The organism is Burkholderia sp. JP2-270, assembly GCF_003233675.1.
Taxonomy (GTDB): domain Bacteria; phylum Pseudomonadota; class Gammaproteobacteria; order Burkholderiales; family Burkholderiaceae; genus Burkholderia; species Burkholderia pyrrocinia_C.
This window is the reverse complement of sequence record NZ_CP029824.1, coordinates 1630900-1645708: the sequence shown is the minus strand read 5'-3', so window position 1 is coordinate 1645708 and position 14809 is coordinate 1630900. Positions and strand designations below refer to the sequence as shown.

Below are 14809 nucleotides of genomic sequence, written 5' to 3'. Positions count from 1 at the left end.
CGTTTGCCGCGCACCGATCCCTGATGCGTCCGGTGCTTGAGATGGTTTGACCGCGCGTCGTGTCGTTCCCATGCAGACGCGTGCGAGCCTATTCATCCCAGTGCACGACTTCCCATGTTCGCGCCGCATCGTCCGCACGCAGCCAGACGACACCGCCCGTCGGCACCGGCCGCGACAGCAGCGTGTCGAGCGGCACACGCAACACATGCGATGCGAACGCGCGGATCACGCCCGCGTGCGTAACCGCCCATTGCGGCCGATCGACCTGCACAACCGCGTCGGCCCGCCCTGCAACCCGTGCGGCGAACCGCGCGACGCTTTCGCCGCCATGCGCGCATGCATGCATCAGGTCGGCCGCCCACGCATCGAGCGCCGCACGGTCGATATCGTCCCAGCGCTGCATTTCCCACGCGCCGAAATCCATCTCCTGCCAGCCGGCATCGCGCAGCAGCGGCACATCGAATGTCTGCGCGAGCCGTTCGGCGATCGACGCGCATCGTTCCAGCGGGCTCGTCCATATCTGTTCGGGCGGCGGCGCGCCGAGAACCGACAGATGCGCGTGCACGGCATGCGCGCCGACGTCGGCCGGCGCGGCGAGCGGCACGTCGCTGCGTCCGTAGCACATGCCCGGCTCGACGCCGACGGCCGGATGACGGATCAGGACGATGTCCATCCGAGCACCACGAGATAGATCGCCAGTTCGCTCAATTGCTGCGCGAAGCCGAGGCAGTCGCCCGTATAACCGCCGATCCGTTTCACAAAATAGCGTGCCGCCCACGCGCGCACGAGCACGAGCGCGCCGCCCGCGGCGACGCCGATGCGCCAGTCCGGCCAGAACAGCCACGGCAACCCGAATACCGCCGCGACGCACGCCGCGCGTGCGCCCATCCGTTGCGCGACCGGCTTCGCCTTGCCTTCGGGCCGCACATAGTCGAGCGACATCAGCAGGCTGACGGCCGCCGCACGGCTCGCCGCATGCGCGGCGATCATCGTCCAAGCGGCGCGCAGCGGCGGCATGGCCGCGAGCGCCTGCCATTTCAGGCCGAGCGCGATCACGAGCGCGACCGCGCCGAACGTGCCGATCCGCGAGTCGTGCATGATGCGCAGCACGTCGTCGCGCGCGTAGCCGCCGCCGAATGCATCGCAACTGTCGGCGAGGCCGTCCTCGTGGAAAGCGCCGGTCGCGAGCAGCGTCGCGGCCATCGACAGCCCGACCGCGATCGACGCGGGCAGCACGCGCAGCGCGGCGAGGTAGACGAGCGCACCCCACGCGCCGACGCATGCGCCGACGAGCGGAAAATAGCGCGCGGCCTGGTCGAGATCACCGGCCGCATAGCCGATCGCGCGCGGCACGGGCACGCGCGTGAAATAGCCGAGCGCGACGAAGAAGTAGCGCAGTTCGGCACGCACGCCGGGCGCGCGATCAGGCGTCACGATTGTCGACGCCGGCGGACTCGAAGCTCGCCATCTCGCTCAGGAACGCGGCCGCCGCGCGCACGAGCGGCAGCGCGAGCGCGGCGCCCGTGCCTTCGCCGAGCCGCAGGTCGAGCGCGAGCAGCGGCTTCGCGCCGAAATGCTCGAGCATGCGCCGGTGCCCGGCCTCGTGCGACGTATGCGAGAACACGCAGTAGTCGCGCACGCCGGGCGCGATGCGCTCGGCGACGAGCAGCGCGGCCGTCGCGATGAAGCCGTCGACGAGGATCGTCATCCGCTCGCTCGCTGCCGCGAGATACGCGCCCGTCATCATCGCGATCTCGAAGCCGCCGAACGTCGCGAGCACGTCGAGCGGCGCGATCGCGTGCGAGTGCTTGACGAGCGCGCGGCCGAGCACCGCGCGCTTGTGCGCGAGACCCTGGTCGTCGAGGCCCGTGCCGCGGCCGACGCACGCGTCGATCGGCACGTCGAGCAGGCGGCTCATCAGGCACGCGGCCGACGACGTGTTCGCGATCCCCATCTCGCCGAAGCCGATCACGTTCGTGCCGAGCGAAGCATGCAGGCGCACGCGCGCCGCGCCGGCCGCGAGCGCCGTCATCGCCTCGTCGCGCGTCATCGCCGGCTCCGTCGCGAAGTTGCGCGTGCCGCGCGCGACCGGCAGCGACACCAGCCGGTCGGACAGCGGCAGCGGCGACGCGACGCCCGCATCGACGATCTCGAGCGTGCTCTGCGCGACACCCGAGAACGCGTTGATCGCTGCGCCGCCGGCCAGGAAGTTCGCTACCATCTGCGCGGTCACCGCTTGCGGATAGGGGCTCACGCCTTCGGCCGCGATCCCGTGGTCGCCGGCAAATACGATCGTCACCGGGCGCTGCACGGTCGGACGCTCGGAATGCTGGATCAGGCCGATCTGCAACGCGAGCGCCTCGAGCTGGCCGAGGCTGCCGGGCGGCTTGGTCTTGTGGTCGATTACATGCTGCAGGCGCTTGCGCAGCGCGTCGTCGAGCGGCGCGATCGCGGGCGGGAAGTGGGTCGGAGTCGTCATCGGGAAGCCGTGTCGTTGGCGCGGCCTGCGCCGCGCATCGTAAAGGAAAAGGTCATTGTCGCTCGGGCCAAGCAGGCAGCAGCGCGTCGCGGCCATGCTCGCGGATCAGCACGAGCGGATAGCCGAACGCGTCACTCGCGCGCTCGGGCGTCAGCACGTCGTGCACGGGACCAGCCCACGCATGGCCGCGGCCGTCGAGCAACAGCGCATGCGTCGCGAAACGCCGCGCGAGATTCAGGTCGTGGCACGAGAACAGCACCGTGCGCGGGCCGGCGTCGAGCCATGCGGCCAGCGCGGTCAGGCAGTCGATCTGGTGATGCAGGTCGAGATGCGCGAGCGGCTCGTCGAGCAGCATCAGTGGCGCATCCTGGCACAGCGTCGCGGCCAGCGCGACCCGCTGCCGCTCGCCGCCCGACAGCGACAGCACGTCGCGTGACGCCAGTGCGGTCAGGTCGAACGTCGCGAGCGCGTCGCGCGCGGCCGCGCGGTCGCCGTTGCGCTCCCAGCCCCAGCCGCCGAGATACGGAAAGCGGTTGAGCAGCACCGTGTCGAACACGGTCGCGCTGAATGCATCGTGCAGCTGCTGCGGCATCAGTGCGCGACGCTGCGCGAGCTGCGCGGGCGGCCATGCGGCGAGCGGCCGGCCGTCGATCTCGACCCGGCCGCCGGTCGGCGGGTGCAGCCCCGCGAGCGTCGCGAGCAGCGTCGTCTTGCCCGCGCCGTTCGGTCCCGCGACGCACCAGATTTCGCCGGGACGGAAGGCCTGCGTGAAGCCGTCGAGCAGCGTGCGCGCGCCGGCCATCAGCGTCAGGTCGACGGTCGCGCAGGCCATGTGGTTGCCGGAGGCGGCAGCGTGCTGCGCAGTGCCTGTCATCGCATCGGCCTCCTCAGCAACATCCACAGGAACACCGGCACGCCGATCAACGCGGTCATCACGCCGACCGGCAGTTGCGCGGGCGCGATCGCGGTGCGCGCGAGCAGGTCGGCCGCCATCACGCCGCCGCCGCCCGCGAGCATCGCGGCCGGCAGCAGCATGCGCTGGTCGTTGCCGAATGCGAGCCGCAGCGCATGCGGCACGACGAGGCCGACGAAGCCGATCGTGCCGGCCGTCGTTACCGCAGCCGCCGCGGCCAGCGACGCGACGAGATAGATCCGCACGCGCAGGCGCGCGACCGGTACGCCAAGCGCGAGCGCGGTCGCGTCGCCGCGCAGCAGCACGTTCAATTGCGGCGCGGCCGGCAGCGCGACGCATGCGGCCAAGAACAGCGCGCCCCACGCGAACCACGGCGCGGTCACGCCGTTCAGGTCGCCCGTCAGCCAGAAGATGATCCCGCGCAGCCGCGCATCGGGCGCGAGCGACAGCAGCAGCGTGACGAGCGCGCCCCACCCTGCCGCGATCACGACACCAGTGAGCAGCAGCCGCGGCGACGCGTCGCGCGAATCGCCGCGCCACAGCTCGCGGCGCGCGAGACCGAGCACGAGCGCGACCGATACGAGCGCGCCGGCGAACGCCGACGCATCGACGAGCCACCACGCACCGCCCGCGATCATCGCGACCAGCGCGAACCCGGCCGCGCCACCGGACACGCCGAGCACATACGGTTCCGCGAGCGGGTTGCGCAGCAGCACCTGCAGCAGCGCGCCGGCAAGCGCGAGCAGCGCACCGCACGCGAAGCCCGCGAGCGCGCGCGGCAGGCGCAGCGTGCGGACGATGTCGGCGAACAGCGCGTCGCCGCCATGCGGCACGAGCGACGCGAGCGCCTGCCACGGCGACATCGGCACGCTGCCGATCGACAGCGACACGACGAACAGCAACGCGACCACGGCGGCCAGCGCGGCCCAGATCGCGGCGGCGCGCGCGGCGCTCATGCCGCGCACGGGGCTGCGCATGACGCGCGGCGCATCCGCTTACTGCTGCTGCCAGCCGAGCGTGACATAGGCGCCGCGCTTCGGCGTGTTGTAGGCATATGCAAGCTCGTAGTCCTTGTCGAGCAGGTTGTCGATACGCGCGCTGACATACCACGACTTCGTGATGTTGTAGCGCGCGGACAGGTTGACGATCCCGTAGCCGCCGAGCCGCCCGCCGCCCGGATCGTTGCGCGCGCCGCTCACGAGCCATTCGCCGCCGACGCGCCACGCGCCGAACGCGCGGTTCACGGCCATCGACGCGAAACGCCGCGCGCGGCGGTCGAGATCCTGATTCTGCGTTTCGTCGACCGGGTTCTGCAACGTGGCGGCAACCCGTACGTCGGTCGCGCCGACATGCCCCTGCCACGACCCTTCGAGCCCCTGCACCTTCGCGCTGCCGACGTTCTGCGCAATATAGTAGAAACCGCTCCCGTCGGGCCGATAGTTGATCAGGTTCGCATAGCGCGTCTGGAACGCGGTGAGCCGCATCACGCCCACCGCATCGGACGCGTACTGCAACGCGGCCTCGATCGAATGGCTGCGCTCCGGCTGGATCGACGGATTGCCGGCCATCGGGTAATAGAGGTCGTTGAAGCTCGGCGCGCGGAACGCGTCCGAATAGCTCGCGGTCACCTTCCAGCGATCGGTCAGTTCGAGGCCGTAGCCGAGATAGTAGGAATTGGCGCCGCCGAAGTCCGAGTACTGGTCGCGGCGCAGGTTCGCCTGGAACTGCTGGCGGCCGAAGCGCCCCGAATAGCCGACCCAGCCGGAATTCACGTGACGCTGCGGCGCGGAATACGCATTCGACATGAATTGCTGGTCGAGCCGCTCGTAGCCGGCCTGGATCAGATGATCCGGCGCGATCCGGAAGTCGTTCTGCCACGTGTACTGGCGGTTGTCGGTATTGAAGTGATCGGTATAGACGCCGTTCAGCGCCGACTGGCTGCGATCGTTGCCGGTCGACACGCTCACGCGAGCGGTCCACCAGTCGGTCAGCTTGCCGTTCGTGAACGCACGCACCTGCTGCACGCGCGAATAGAGGTTGTTCAGGTCGGTCGGCACGCCCCACGCATTGTCGTAGCTGTTGTTGCCGTTCGACTGGAAGTAGCTGATGCCCGCATCCCAGCGGTCGTTGAAGCGGTGGCGCAGCGCCGCGGTGATGCTCTCGTTCAGGTAGCCGTTCGCATTCGGGTTCGCGTTCGGCTTCTTCGCCGGGTCGAGCGCGGAAAAACCGTTGTCCTTGTCGCGTGCGATCGACACGCTGAACGTCGTCTTTCCGTCGCCGTCGAGCCGCCCCGATACGCCGGCCTGCTGCGTCTGAGTGCCGTAGCTGCCGACGCCGACCGCGAAGTTGAAGCGCGGCGGATGATTGCCGCCGTCCTTCGTGAACACCTGCACGACGCCGCCGATCGCGCCCGAGCCGTACAGCGACGACACGTTGCCGTTCACGATCTCGACGCGCTCGATCTGGTCGAGCGGCAGCTGGCTCAGTTGCGCGGCACCGAGACTCGCGGAATCGACCCGCACGCCATCGATCAGCACGAGCGACTGCGTCGACTCCGCGCCGCGCAGAAACATCGTCGTGCTCGCGCCGGGGCCGCCGTTGCGCACGATCTGCGCGCCGGGTGCGAACGCGAGCAGGGTCGGCAGGTCGGCGCCCGGATGCGCGGCGATATCCTGCGCGTCGAATACGGTGGTTTGCGGAATCGTGTCGGCCAGCGCCTGCGGCGCGCGCTGCGCGGTGACGACGACCGGTTCGAGCATGGTCGCAGCGCCAGGCCGGGCCGCGGACACGGCCGACGTTGTCGCGGGTACGGCGGGCGCCGCGGCATCGGCATTCGCCGCGGTCTGCGCGGCGGCGGCAAGCGGCAGTCCGCAGAGCGCGCCGAGCGCCGTGCGGACGATTGGGGTCAGCATGAAGATAAATCCCGTGAAGCACTGCGCGCCCCGCCTCCCCGCAGGCCGCGCGTCACGAAGCCCATGCGGGCTCCCCGCCTCGGCCGGTATCCGGGCTGGCGGCGTACCGGCTCGCCTTCCCGCGCGATGACGCGCAGTGGCCCGCGCCCGCGTGCGACACCTGCACGCGGAACGCGCCCGAGCCGGCCTGCGTCACAGGACGCGGCCGCTTACCGTTGCGGGGGCAGCGCAGGTTGGCGGCCTCCCGGCGGAGCCCGCTCCCTGCTTCCCGTTTAACCGCGCGTTCCACGCGCGAGCACCGAGGCGGCGCCAGTTTAGGAGCCGCTCGCGCGAGCGTCAAGGAAGCGTCCGGACACGCACGTGGCGCGCCTATTCGCGGCAAGAAGCGGGGGTGTTACGACTGGAAACGTTACAGATGTCGGATTGCGCGTTATTCCGCGCTAAAATGCTGGGTCTTTAGAGGACGCAGCAAATGCTCAACGAACTCGAAACCCTATCTCAAAATATTGGCCGTCTGATTTCGCTGAACAAGCGCTATCACTCGGAACGGCTCGCGCTCGAGGAGCAGGTCGCGCAATTGCGCGCGGAAGCGGACACGGTCCGCGCGGAACTCGCGCAGCTGCGCGATGAACGCAATGCGCTCGCAGCCGAGCGCGACACGCTGTCGGCGAAGATCGACGACGCGCAGGTGAAACTGAACGCGATTCTCGAAAAGCTGCCGCGCTCGAAAAGCGCGGAGCAAGCCGACAACCAGCTCGACCTGCTGGATGCGCAGGCGCGTACGGGTGGCGATGACGCGGCCAGCCACGGAGAACATGCATGAGCACCAAGCAGATCGAAGTCTCGATTCTCGGTCAGGCCTATCGTCTCGCCTGTTCGGCCGAGACCGAAGCGGCGCTGCTCGAGGCGGTCGCGCGCGTGGACGCCGAAATGTCGAAAATCCGCTCGAACAGCTCGGTACGCGGCACCGATCGCATCGCGGTGATGGCGGCACTGTCGCTCGCATCGGAATTGCTGCGGCTGCAAACGAGCGTGCGGCACGGTGAAGCATTTCCGGCGGAGGAAATCCGTCGTACAATGCACCAGATGAACGAACAGCTCGGCGCGGTGCTCGCACAGCACGAGACGCAGTAACGTTTCAATCGATGCGTCGATTCTCCTTGATCTCGGCGATCAACGGTGGTCAAATTGGCGCATCGAAACACAGTTCAGTCAGCTTCCCTGCCTGGTTCGCCAAGGTCATATATTCCTTGAACCAATGCCATGTGCACGGTTGCGGAAATTTGTAGCACGGGCGCGCGCGTCACTCTGTCTGATGTACCCGAAGTGCTGCTAACTGCGACCAATTCTGAACCTCAGGTTCAGGATGCCGGCCTAGCGGCCAAGGCGGGGGCCTATCCAACGGCATCGGGCGAGTCCCGGTGCCGTTTTCTTTTTCAGGGTCTGTTTGCACGCAGAACGCGCATGCCAACAGACCATCATGCCTCCTGCTGCGTCGATCACGATCCATGCAATACTGGCTGATGAAGTCCGAACCGGACGAAGCAAGCATCGACGATCTCGCCAACGCACCGCAGCGCTCGCTGCCGTGGACCGGCGTGCGCAATTATCAGGCGCGCAATTTCATGCGCGACACGATGAAGATCGGCGACGGCGTGCTGTTCTATCACTCGAGCTGCCCCGAGCCGGGCATCGCTGGCCTCGCCGAAGTATCGTCGACGCCCTACCCCGATCCCACGCAGTTCGATCCGAGCAGCCCCTATTACGACCCGAAGTCGACGCAGGAAGCGCCGCGCTGGCTCCTCGTCGACGTGCGCTATGTGAAAAAGTCGCCGCTCGTGCCGCTCGCCGCACTGCGCGAACACGACGAACTCGCCGACATGCGCGTGCTCGCACGCGGCAACCGGCTGTCGATCACGCCCGTTACGCGCGCCGAATGGCGGTTCATCACCGAAAAGCTGATGAAGTAGGCGCACGCAGCAGGCGCGCGCAGCAGGCGCGCGCACCAAACGTCAAATCTGGTCAGCACGCGCTGCCGCCGCGGAACTCGTGGATCGTTCGCGCAGCCTAAGCAACCGCTGTCGGTCAATCGGGCCGGCTGTTTTTTCGTTGCGCGGTACGCCCGCGTCGTGCACGCGTGATCCGCGTGCGCGCCCTCGCACAAGGAGTCCAACAATGACCAAGAAATCCGCACTCGCGCTGTCGCTCGCACTCGCCGCCGCCGTTCCCGTCGCGCTGACGCTCGCGTCGCCCGCCGCGCACGCGCAGACCGCGAACCCGCACTTTCCGGAACCGGCGGGCGTGCTGTCGCTTTCGTCGCAGGCCAGCGCCGACGTGCCGCAGGACATCATCCACATCACGCTGTTCTACGAACAGCAGGCAAAGGATCCGGGCAGCCTCACGTCCGCGCTGAACCAGCGTGCCGATGCCGCGCTGTCGCAAGCGAAGGGCGTATCGGGCGTCACCGCGCACACGGGTGCATTCTCCGTGTATCCGAGCACCGATCGCGACGGGAAGATCTCCGCATGGCGCGGCCGCACCGAAGTCGCGCTCGAATCGCGCGATTTCGCAGCAGCATCGAAGCTTGCAGGCCAGCTGTCGAACCTGATGCAGATCGCGAACGTCGAGTTCTCGCTGTCGCCCGAAGCGCAGCGCACGGCGGAGCAGAAGCTCACGACCGAAGCGATCAAGTCGTTCCGCGCCCGCGCGGACGAAGCCGCGAAGGCGTTCGGCTACAGCAGCTACACGATCCGCGACGTCAACGTCGGCAGCGGCCGCAACGTGCAGCCGTACCCGCGCGTGATGGCGATGGCCGCAGCGCCGATGGACAGCGCGAAGATGAGCGCACCGATCGCGGTCGAAGGCGGCAAGGCCACCGTGTCGGTCACCGTCAACGGCTCGGTGCAGATGAAGTAACGCGCAACGCGCGGCTGTCGGAAACGAAAAACGCCGGCCCTCGGGCCGGCGTTTTTCATTTGCATGCGTGTTGCCGATGCACGCGCCAGTTGCGCGCGCATCGATATCGCATCACGCAGCCGCATTCGCCGCGCGGCGGCGATACGCCCAGACCATCAGCGCGATGCCCGCGAGGATCATCGGCAGCGACAGCCACTGCCCCATCGACAGGCCGAGCGCAAGCAAGCCGAGGAAGTCGTCGGGCTCGCGTGCGAACTCGACCGTGAAGCGCGCGAGGCCGTAGCCGATCAGGAACAGCGCGGACACGGCGCCCATCGGCCGCGACTTGCGCGAGAAGAAGAACAGCGCGAAGAACAGCGCGATGCCTTCAAGCGCGATTTCATAGAGCTGCGAAGGATGGCGCGGCAGCATCTGATACTGCATGAACACGTCGGCGAGATGCCACTTCTCGACGAGCGCCGGATGTTTCGGCAGCCATGCCGCATCGTCGCGCATCGCGCCCGGGAACAGCATCGCCCACGGCGCCGTCGGGTCGGTCACGCGGCCCCACAGCTCGCCGTTGATGAAGTTGCCGAGCCGCCCGGCCGCGAGCCCCGTCGGCACCATCGGCGCGACGAAATCGGTGACCTGCAGCCAGTGGCGCTTGCGCTGCCACGCGAACAGCACCATCGCGAGCGTCACGCCGAGGAAGCCGCCGTGAAACGACATGCCGCCCTCCCACACCTTGAACACGTCGAGCGGATGCGAGAAGTAGAAATCGGCCTTGTAGAACAGCACGTAGCCGAGCCGGCCGCCGAGCACGGTGCCGAGCACGCCGTAGAACATCATGTCGTCGATGTCCTTCGCGGTCCAGCCCTGCGCCGCGACGTGCGGCAGCTTCAGGCGGACCCGGCCGACGACGATCGCCGCGATGAAGCCGACGAGATACATGAGGCCGTACCAGCGCACGGCCAGCGGCCCGAGATGGATCGCAACGGGGTCGAAATTCGGGTGAATGATCATGGGTTAGCGAAGAAGTTTTCGAATGCGGTACGGCCGTCGCGAACGCGCAGCACCGCGCATTGGACGGCACCGGCGCTCCATCGTTCACGTCACGCGGCGAGGCCCTGCGCGCGCACGACGTCGATGAAGCCGGCAAGCACGGGACTCACGTCGCCCGTGCGCCACACGAGGCCTGTCTCGACGACCGGCGCATGACCCGCGAGCGGCCGGTAGACCACGCCGGTGCGCCGCAGGTTACGCATCGATTGCGGCACCAGTGCGACGCCCATGCCGGCCGACACGAGGCTGACGATCGTCTGCATCTGGATCGCCTCCTGGCCGATGCGCGGAGTTTCCCCCGCCGCGCCGTAGCAGCCCGTAATGATGTCATAAAAGCCGGGCGCCAAACGACGCGGAAAGATCACGAGCGGCAATGCGGCGACATCGGCGAGATGCACGGGTTCGTCCTCGGGCGCGTCGGACGTTGCGGTCGGCATCGCGACCACCAGCGGCTCGCGCACGACGGGCAGGTATGACAGCCCGGCTGCGTGACGCGGCGGCACGGGCGGAATGACGAGCCCCGCGTCGATGCGGCCGGCGACGAGTTCGTCGATCTGCACGTCGCTCGTCGCCTCCGCGAGCTGCAGGCGCACCTGCGGATAGCGCGCGCCGAACGCGCGCAGCAGCGACGGCAGCAGCCCGTAATCGGCGGTCGACACGAACGCGAGCGACAGCGAGCCGGCCTCGCCGCGCGCGAGCCGCCGCGCGAGCGGCGGCAGCGCATCGGCCGACGCAAGCAGCCGGCGCACGTCGGGCAACAGCGCCGCGCCGACCGCGGTCAGTGCCACCGAGCGCTTGGTGCGCACGAACAGCGCGACGCCGAGCGCATCCTCGAGCGCCCGGATCGCCTGCGACAGCGGCGGCTGCGTCATCGACAGGCGCTCGGCCGCGCGGCCGAAATGGCGCTCGTCGGCGACGGCCACGAAATAGCGCCACTGGCGCAGGTCGGGCGTCGGATCGGCCATATGTCACTCATTCGCAAAACGACTTAATAAGCGACAAATAATATATTGGACATCCCAATCCGGAAACTCCATTCTTGTTTCATCCGAACCGGCGCGCCGCTCACGGGCGTCGCCCAGACAACGATGGAGTCCCCCATGCCGTACAACCGTCGCTCGAAGCACATCACGCAAGGCGTGGCCCGTTCGCCGAATCGCTCGATGTATTACGCACTCGGCTACCAGAAGGACGATTTCGACAAGCCGATGGTCGGCATCGCGAACGGCCATTCGACGATCACGCCGTGCAATTCCGGCCTGCAGCGCCTGTCCGATGCGGCCGTCGAGGCCGTGAAGGCGTCCGGCGCGAACCCGCAGATCTTCGGCACGCCGACGATTTCGGACGGCATGTCGATGGGCACCGAAGGCATGAAGTACTCGCTCGTGTCGCGCGAGGTGATAGCCGACTGCATCGAGACCTGCGTGCAGGGGCAATGGATGGACGGCGTGGTCGTCGTCGGCGGCTGCGACAAGAACATGCCGGGCGGCATGATCGCGCTCGCGCGCCTGAACGTACCCGGCATCTACGTGTACGGCGGCACGATCCGCCCCGGCCACTGGAAGGGCCGCGACCTGACGATCGTGTCGTCGTTCGAGGCCGTCGGCGAATTCACCGCGGGCCGGATGACGCAGGAGGATTTCGAAGGCGTCGAGCAGAACGCGTGCCCGACGTCGGGTTCGTGCGGCGGCATGTACACCGCGAACACGATGAGCTCGTCGTTCGAGGCGCTCGGGATGTCGCTGCTGCACTCGTCGACGATGGCGAACCCCGACCAGGAGAAGGTCGATTCGGCGGCCGAATCGGCGCGCGTGCTCGTCGAGGCCGTGAAGCGCGACCTGAAGCCGCGCGACATCATCACGAAGGCGTCGATCGAGAACGCTGTGTCGGTGATCATGGCGACCGGCGGCTCGACCAATGCGGTGCTGCACTATCTCGCGATCGCGCATGCGGCCGAGATCGACTGGACGATCGATGACTTCGAGCGCATCCGCAAGCGTGTGCCCGTGATCTGCGACCTGAAGCCGTCGGGCCGGTACGTCGCGACCGACCTGCACCGGGCCGGCGGGATTCCGCAGGTGCTGAAGATCCTGCTCGATGCGGGGCTGCTGCACGGCGACTGCATGACGATCACCGGCCGCACGATCGCCGACGAACTGAAGGACGTGCCGAGCGTGCCGCGCGCGGACCAGGACGTGATCTTCCCGATCGAGCGCGCGCTGTACAAGGAAGGCCACCTGGCGATCCTGAAGGGCAATCTCGCGGAAGACGGCGCGGTTGCGAAGATCACCGGCCTGAAGAACCCGGTGATCACGGGCCCGGCACGCGTGTTCGACGACGAGCAGAGCGCGATGGATGCGATCCTCGGCGACCGGATCCGCGCCGGCGACATACTCGTGCTGCGCTACCTCGGCCCGCAGGGCGGCCCCGGCATGCCGGAAATGCTCGCGCCGACGTCCGCGATCATCGGCAAGGGGCTCGGCGAATCGGTCGGCTTCATCACGGACGGCCGCTTCTCGGGCGGCACGTGGGGCATGGTGGTCGGCCACGTCGCCCCCGAGGCGTTCGTCGGCGGCACGATCGCGCTCGTGCAGGAAGGCGACTCGATCACGATCGACGCGCACCGGCTGCTGCTGGAGCTGAACGTCGACGATGCCGAGCTCGCGCGCCGCCGCGCCGCATGGAAACAGCCGGCGCCGCGCTACACGCGCGGCGTGCTCGCGAAATTCGCGGCCCTCGCCCGGCCGGCGAACCAGGGCGCCGTCACGGGTTGACGCGATATCGCCGCGGCATGCGACCCCAATGGGAATGGCCGCCGGGGGAACGCGCAAAACGTGCGTTCCCTTTGCTTTTATAATGCGCGGACCATGAAGCCGGCCGTCCCCGTCGGCGGAGAACCGCATGAAACAGATGATATTGCGCGCGCTGCTCGTGATGCTGCTGACCGGCGGCGCAGCGGCGGCGCGCGCCGAACAGGCCGACGGGCTCGCGCTCGCGCAGCGCAAGAACTGCATGGCCTGCCACGCGGTCGGCAAGCCGCTGATGGGCCCGTCGTTCCGCGACATCGCCGGCAAGTATGCGGCGCGCGGCGATGCCGTCGATTACCTTGGCCAATCGATCGTGAAAGGCAGCGTCGGTGTATGGGGCAGCGTGCCGATGCCCGCCAATACGCAACTGACGAGCGGCGAAGCCCACGCACTCGCTCAATGGGTGCTGTCGCTGCGTTGAACCGGCTGCCCTGAGGGCATGACCGTTGTGCCGGGCACCGCCGACAGGCGGGCTTGCCCCTCGCCGGCAGCTTTGCCGGCGCTTACTGGAACCGCACCCTCTTTTCCGTAGCCGGAACGGCCGAGCGCTCAGCCCGAATGACCGGCGCGGCGGCGCGCAATTTCTTCATCGACCGCGTCGCGAACCCAGTCCATGACCTCGGTTTCCAGCGTCAGCGCCACCTCGCGCGTGACCTGGCCGACCAGCCAGGCCGAATGCTCGTGCAGCGCGTCGCGACAGCGGGCCTCGATGGCCTCGCGCCCTGCTCCGGTCAGATAGCTCGTCAGCCGATTGCGCAGGCGCTCGGCGATATGCTGCGCATCTTCCGGCGTCAGCCCGACGGCTGCCTGCACGTCCGGCTGCGGCGCAGCGGCTGGTACGGCCGTCTCCGGCATGACCGCTTCAGATGCGTGGTCAACCGCATCCAGCGCCACCGCGGCGAACGCATGCTGCGGCACATCATCGCCGGCCAGCGACGACCGGAGCGGCGCATTCATGGCCGCTGCGTGCTCGGCGACCACGTGCTCCGCAGCGCCCGGTTCGGCCGGTGCATCGGTCTCGCCCATCGCCGCCGCGGCAGCCGTCGCCACGTCGCCCGGCAGTTCGACCGCCGGCACGTGCAGCGTCGGCACGGGTTCGATCACGACGAATTCGGGGTCGCCCTCGGTTTTCGTCGAATCGGCCGGCGCGATCACGTCGGCCAGCACCGGAATCGCCGCGCCGGCGTGCGGCTGCGGCGCGTCGGGCGCGGGCGAGCGCGCCGGCGCCGGCTTGCCCGGCACCAGCACGTCGGTCAGCGTCGGGATCGAGGATGAATCGGCTTGTGTCACGGGAACACTCCGTCGACGGTTGCGGCTAGCTGCCCTGCTTGTAGTTGTTCAGCGCGTATCCGCGATCGCGGTAGAAGCGATAGCGGTCGCGGCCCGCGGCCAGTTCATCCGGCGCGTTGCCGACCACTTCGAGCAGGCGCTCGAAGCGGGCGAACTGCGCGGGTACGGTCGCGCCGAGGTTCAGCAGCACGTGATGATGCGGCGCCTTGTCGAGATCGGCGGCCAGCACGATCGGCGTGCCGGCCGCGTGCTCGCTGTCGACGCCGCAATGCGGAATGAAATCGAGCGGCGAGAACGTCCAGAGCCGCTCGTCGAGCGCGCGCAGGCGCGCGGGCTCGGCGAGCACGACGACCGGCTGCCCGGCCTGGTAGGCCTTGCGCAGCAACCGGCACGCGTACGCGAGCGAATCGCCGACGTTCGAGTGGAAATCGATCCGCGTCATTGCCCGCGC

General features: G+C 68.4%; 16 protein-coding genes, 1 other RNA gene and 1 riboswitch. Of the genes, 7 read left to right on the top strand and 10 right to left on the bottom strand.

The genetic code is table 11. The features are described 5' to 3' along the window. Positions 1–88 precede the first annotated feature (88 nt). Genes cobC through DM992_RS07835 form a run of 6 tightly spaced genes read right to left on the bottom strand, consistent with a single transcriptional unit; the run spans position 89 to position 6304 of the window. Positions 89–673, bottom strand: a complete 585-nt coding sequence (gene cobC, locus DM992_RS07860; RefSeq protein WP_111016332.1) for an alpha-ribazole phosphatase — start codon at positions 671–673, stop codon at positions 89–91. Further along, complete coding sequence (locus DM992_RS07855; RefSeq protein ID WP_111016331.1) at positions 658–1434, bottom strand: adenosylcobinamide-GDP ribazoletransferase; 777 nt, start codon at positions 1432–1434, stop codon at positions 658–660. Before DM992_RS07855 ends, cobC begins: the two co-directional genes overlap by 16 nt. Beyond that, a complete protein-coding gene (cobT, locus tag DM992_RS07850; protein WP_111017855.1) occupies positions 1424–2479 on the bottom strand; it encodes a nicotinate-nucleotide--dimethylbenzimidazole phosphoribosyltransferase in 1056 nt (351 codons plus the stop codon). Before cobT ends, DM992_RS07855 begins: the two co-directional genes overlap by 11 nt. A 52-nt stretch (positions 2480–2531) precedes the next feature. Beyond that, positions 2532–3353, bottom strand: a complete 822-nt coding sequence (locus DM992_RS07845) for an ABC transporter ATP-binding protein (protein WP_111016330.1) — start codon at positions 3351–3353, stop codon at positions 2532–2534. Beyond that, the gene (locus DM992_RS07840; RefSeq protein WP_239511317.1) at positions 3350–4369 is read right to left on the bottom strand and encodes an iron ABC transporter permease; all 1020 of its coding nucleotides are present in this window, start codon (positions 4367–4369) and stop codon (positions 3350–3352) included. The genes DM992_RS07845 and DM992_RS07840 overlap by 4 nt, the downstream gene beginning before the upstream one ends. An 18-nt stretch (positions 4370–4387) precedes the next feature. Next, complete coding sequence (locus DM992_RS07835; RefSeq protein WP_111016329.1) at positions 4388–6304, bottom strand: TonB-dependent receptor; 1917 nt, start codon at positions 6302–6304, stop codon at positions 4388–4390. 63 nt (positions 6305–6367) lie between these two features. Next, a riboswitch (cobalamin riboswitch) is annotated at positions 6368–6622 on the bottom strand. Positions 6623–6776: 154 nt separating this feature from the next. Here DM992_RS07835 and DM992_RS07830 point away from each other — a divergent pair. The 5 genes from DM992_RS07830 to DM992_RS07810 all read left to right on the top strand — a co-directional run bounded on the left by DM992_RS07830 (position 6777) and on the right by DM992_RS07810 (position 9220). Continuing rightward, complete coding sequence (locus DM992_RS07830) at positions 6777–7127, top strand: ATPase (RefSeq protein WP_111016328.1); 351 nt, start codon at positions 6777–6779, stop codon at positions 7125–7127. Beyond that, positions 7124–7438 carry a cell division protein ZapA gene (locus DM992_RS07825; protein ID WP_011352906.1) on the top strand — a complete coding sequence of 105 codons (315 nt, stop codon included), beginning with the start codon at positions 7124–7126 and terminating at the stop codon, positions 7436–7438. Before DM992_RS07830 ends, DM992_RS07825 begins: the two co-directional genes overlap by 4 nt. Before the next feature lie 81 nt (positions 7439–7519). Continuing rightward, positions 7520–7701, top strand: a non-coding RNA gene (gene ssrS, locus DM992_RS07820) — 6S RNA. Between the two features lie 111 nt (positions 7702–7812). Then, a complete protein-coding gene (locus DM992_RS07815; protein ID WP_111016327.1) occupies positions 7813–8274 on the top strand; it encodes an EVE domain-containing protein in 462 nt (153 codons plus the stop codon). Between the two features lie 205 nt (positions 8275–8479). After that, positions 8480–9220 carry an SIMPL domain-containing protein gene (locus tag DM992_RS07810; protein WP_111016326.1) on the top strand — a complete coding sequence of 247 codons (741 nt, stop codon included), beginning with the start codon at positions 8480–8482 and terminating at the stop codon, positions 9218–9220. Positions 9221–9331: 111 nt separating this feature from the next. Here DM992_RS07810 and lgt read toward each other — a convergent pair whose 3' ends face one another. Both lgt and DM992_RS07800 read right to left on the bottom strand, forming a co-directional pair. Continuing rightward, entirely contained in the window at positions 9332–10222 is an 891-nt protein-coding gene (gene lgt / locus DM992_RS07805; RefSeq protein ID WP_105393084.1) for a prolipoprotein diacylglyceryl transferase, read from the bottom strand. An 89-nt stretch (positions 10223–10311) separates the two neighbouring features. Then, positions 10312–11226, bottom strand: coding sequence for a LysR substrate-binding domain-containing protein (locus tag DM992_RS07800; protein ID WP_111016325.1), 915 nt, complete (start codon positions 11224–11226; stop codon positions 10312–10314). Positions 11227–11361: 135 nt separating this feature from the next. On the opposite strand from DM992_RS07800, the gene ilvD reads away from it, so the two are divergent. Together ilvD and DM992_RS07790 are read left to right on the top strand one after the other, a co-directional pair. After that, complete coding sequence (gene ilvD / locus DM992_RS07795; protein ID WP_111016324.1) at positions 11362–13035, top strand: dihydroxy-acid dehydratase; 1674 nt, start codon at positions 11362–11364, stop codon at positions 13033–13035. Positions 13036–13162: 127 nt separating this feature from the next. Then, positions 13163–13489, top strand: a complete 327-nt coding sequence (locus DM992_RS07790) for a c-type cytochrome (RefSeq protein WP_111016323.1) — start codon at positions 13163–13165, stop codon at positions 13487–13489. 128 nt (positions 13490–13617) lie between these two features. Here the strand turns inward: DM992_RS07790 and DM992_RS07785 are convergent, their stop codons facing one another. Continuing rightward, the gene (locus DM992_RS07785; RefSeq protein WP_111016322.1) at positions 13618–14358 is read right to left on the bottom strand and encodes a DUF2486 family protein; all 741 of its coding nucleotides are present in this window, start codon (positions 14356–14358) and stop codon (positions 13618–13620) included. Positions 14359–14383: 25 nt separating this feature from the next. Next, positions 14384–14800 (bottom strand): DNA polymerase III subunit chi, encoded by a 417-nt coding sequence (locus DM992_RS07780; protein WP_034178777.1) that lies wholly within the window; start codon positions 14798–14800, stop codon positions 14384–14386. Positions 14801–14809: the final 9 nt, after the last annotated feature.

Coding starts and splice junctions, on each gene's coding strand:
- cobC (WP_111016332.1), bottom strand. CDS start 673: ATGGACATCGTCCTGATCCGTCATCCGGCCGTCGGCGTCGAGCCGGGC.
- cobT (WP_111017855.1), bottom strand. CDS start 2,479: ATGACGACTCCGACCCACTTCCCGCCCGCGATCGCGCCGCTCGACGAC.
- DM992_RS07845 (WP_111016330.1), bottom strand. CDS start 3,353: ATGACAGGCACTGCGCAGCACGCTGCCGCCTCCGGCAACCACATGGCC.
- DM992_RS07840 (WP_239511317.1), bottom strand. CDS start 4,369: ATGCGCAGCCCCGTGCGCGGCATGAGCGCCGCGCGCGCCGCCGCGATC.
- DM992_RS07835 (WP_111016329.1), bottom strand. CDS start 6,304: ATGCTGACCCCAATCGTCCGCACGGCGCTCGGCGCGCTCTGCGGACTG.
- DM992_RS07830 (WP_111016328.1), top strand. CDS start 6,777: ATGCTCAACGAACTCGAAACCCTATCTCAAAATATTGGCCGTCTGATT.
- DM992_RS07825 (WP_011352906.1), top strand. CDS start 7,124: ATGAGCACCAAGCAGATCGAAGTCTCGATTCTCGGTCAGGCCTATCGT.
- DM992_RS07815 (WP_111016327.1), top strand. CDS start 7,813: ATGCAATACTGGCTGATGAAGTCCGAACCGGACGAAGCAAGCATCGAC.
- DM992_RS07810 (WP_111016326.1), top strand. CDS start 8,480: ATGACCAAGAAATCCGCACTCGCGCTGTCGCTCGCACTCGCCGCCGCC.
- lgt (WP_105393084.1), bottom strand. CDS start 10,222: ATGATCATTCACCCGAATTTCGACCCCGTTGCGATCCATCTCGGGCCG.
- DM992_RS07800 (WP_111016325.1), bottom strand. CDS start 11,226: ATGGCCGATCCGACGCCCGACCTGCGCCAGTGGCGCTATTTCGTGGCC.
- ilvD (WP_111016324.1), top strand. CDS start 11,362: ATGCCGTACAACCGTCGCTCGAAGCACATCACGCAAGGCGTGGCCCGT.
- DM992_RS07790 (WP_111016323.1), top strand. CDS start 13,163: ATGAAACAGATGATATTGCGCGCGCTGCTCGTGATGCTGCTGACCGGC.
- DM992_RS07780 (WP_034178777.1), bottom strand. CDS start 14,800: ATGACGCGGATCGATTTCCACTCGAACGTCGGCGATTCGCTCGCGTAC.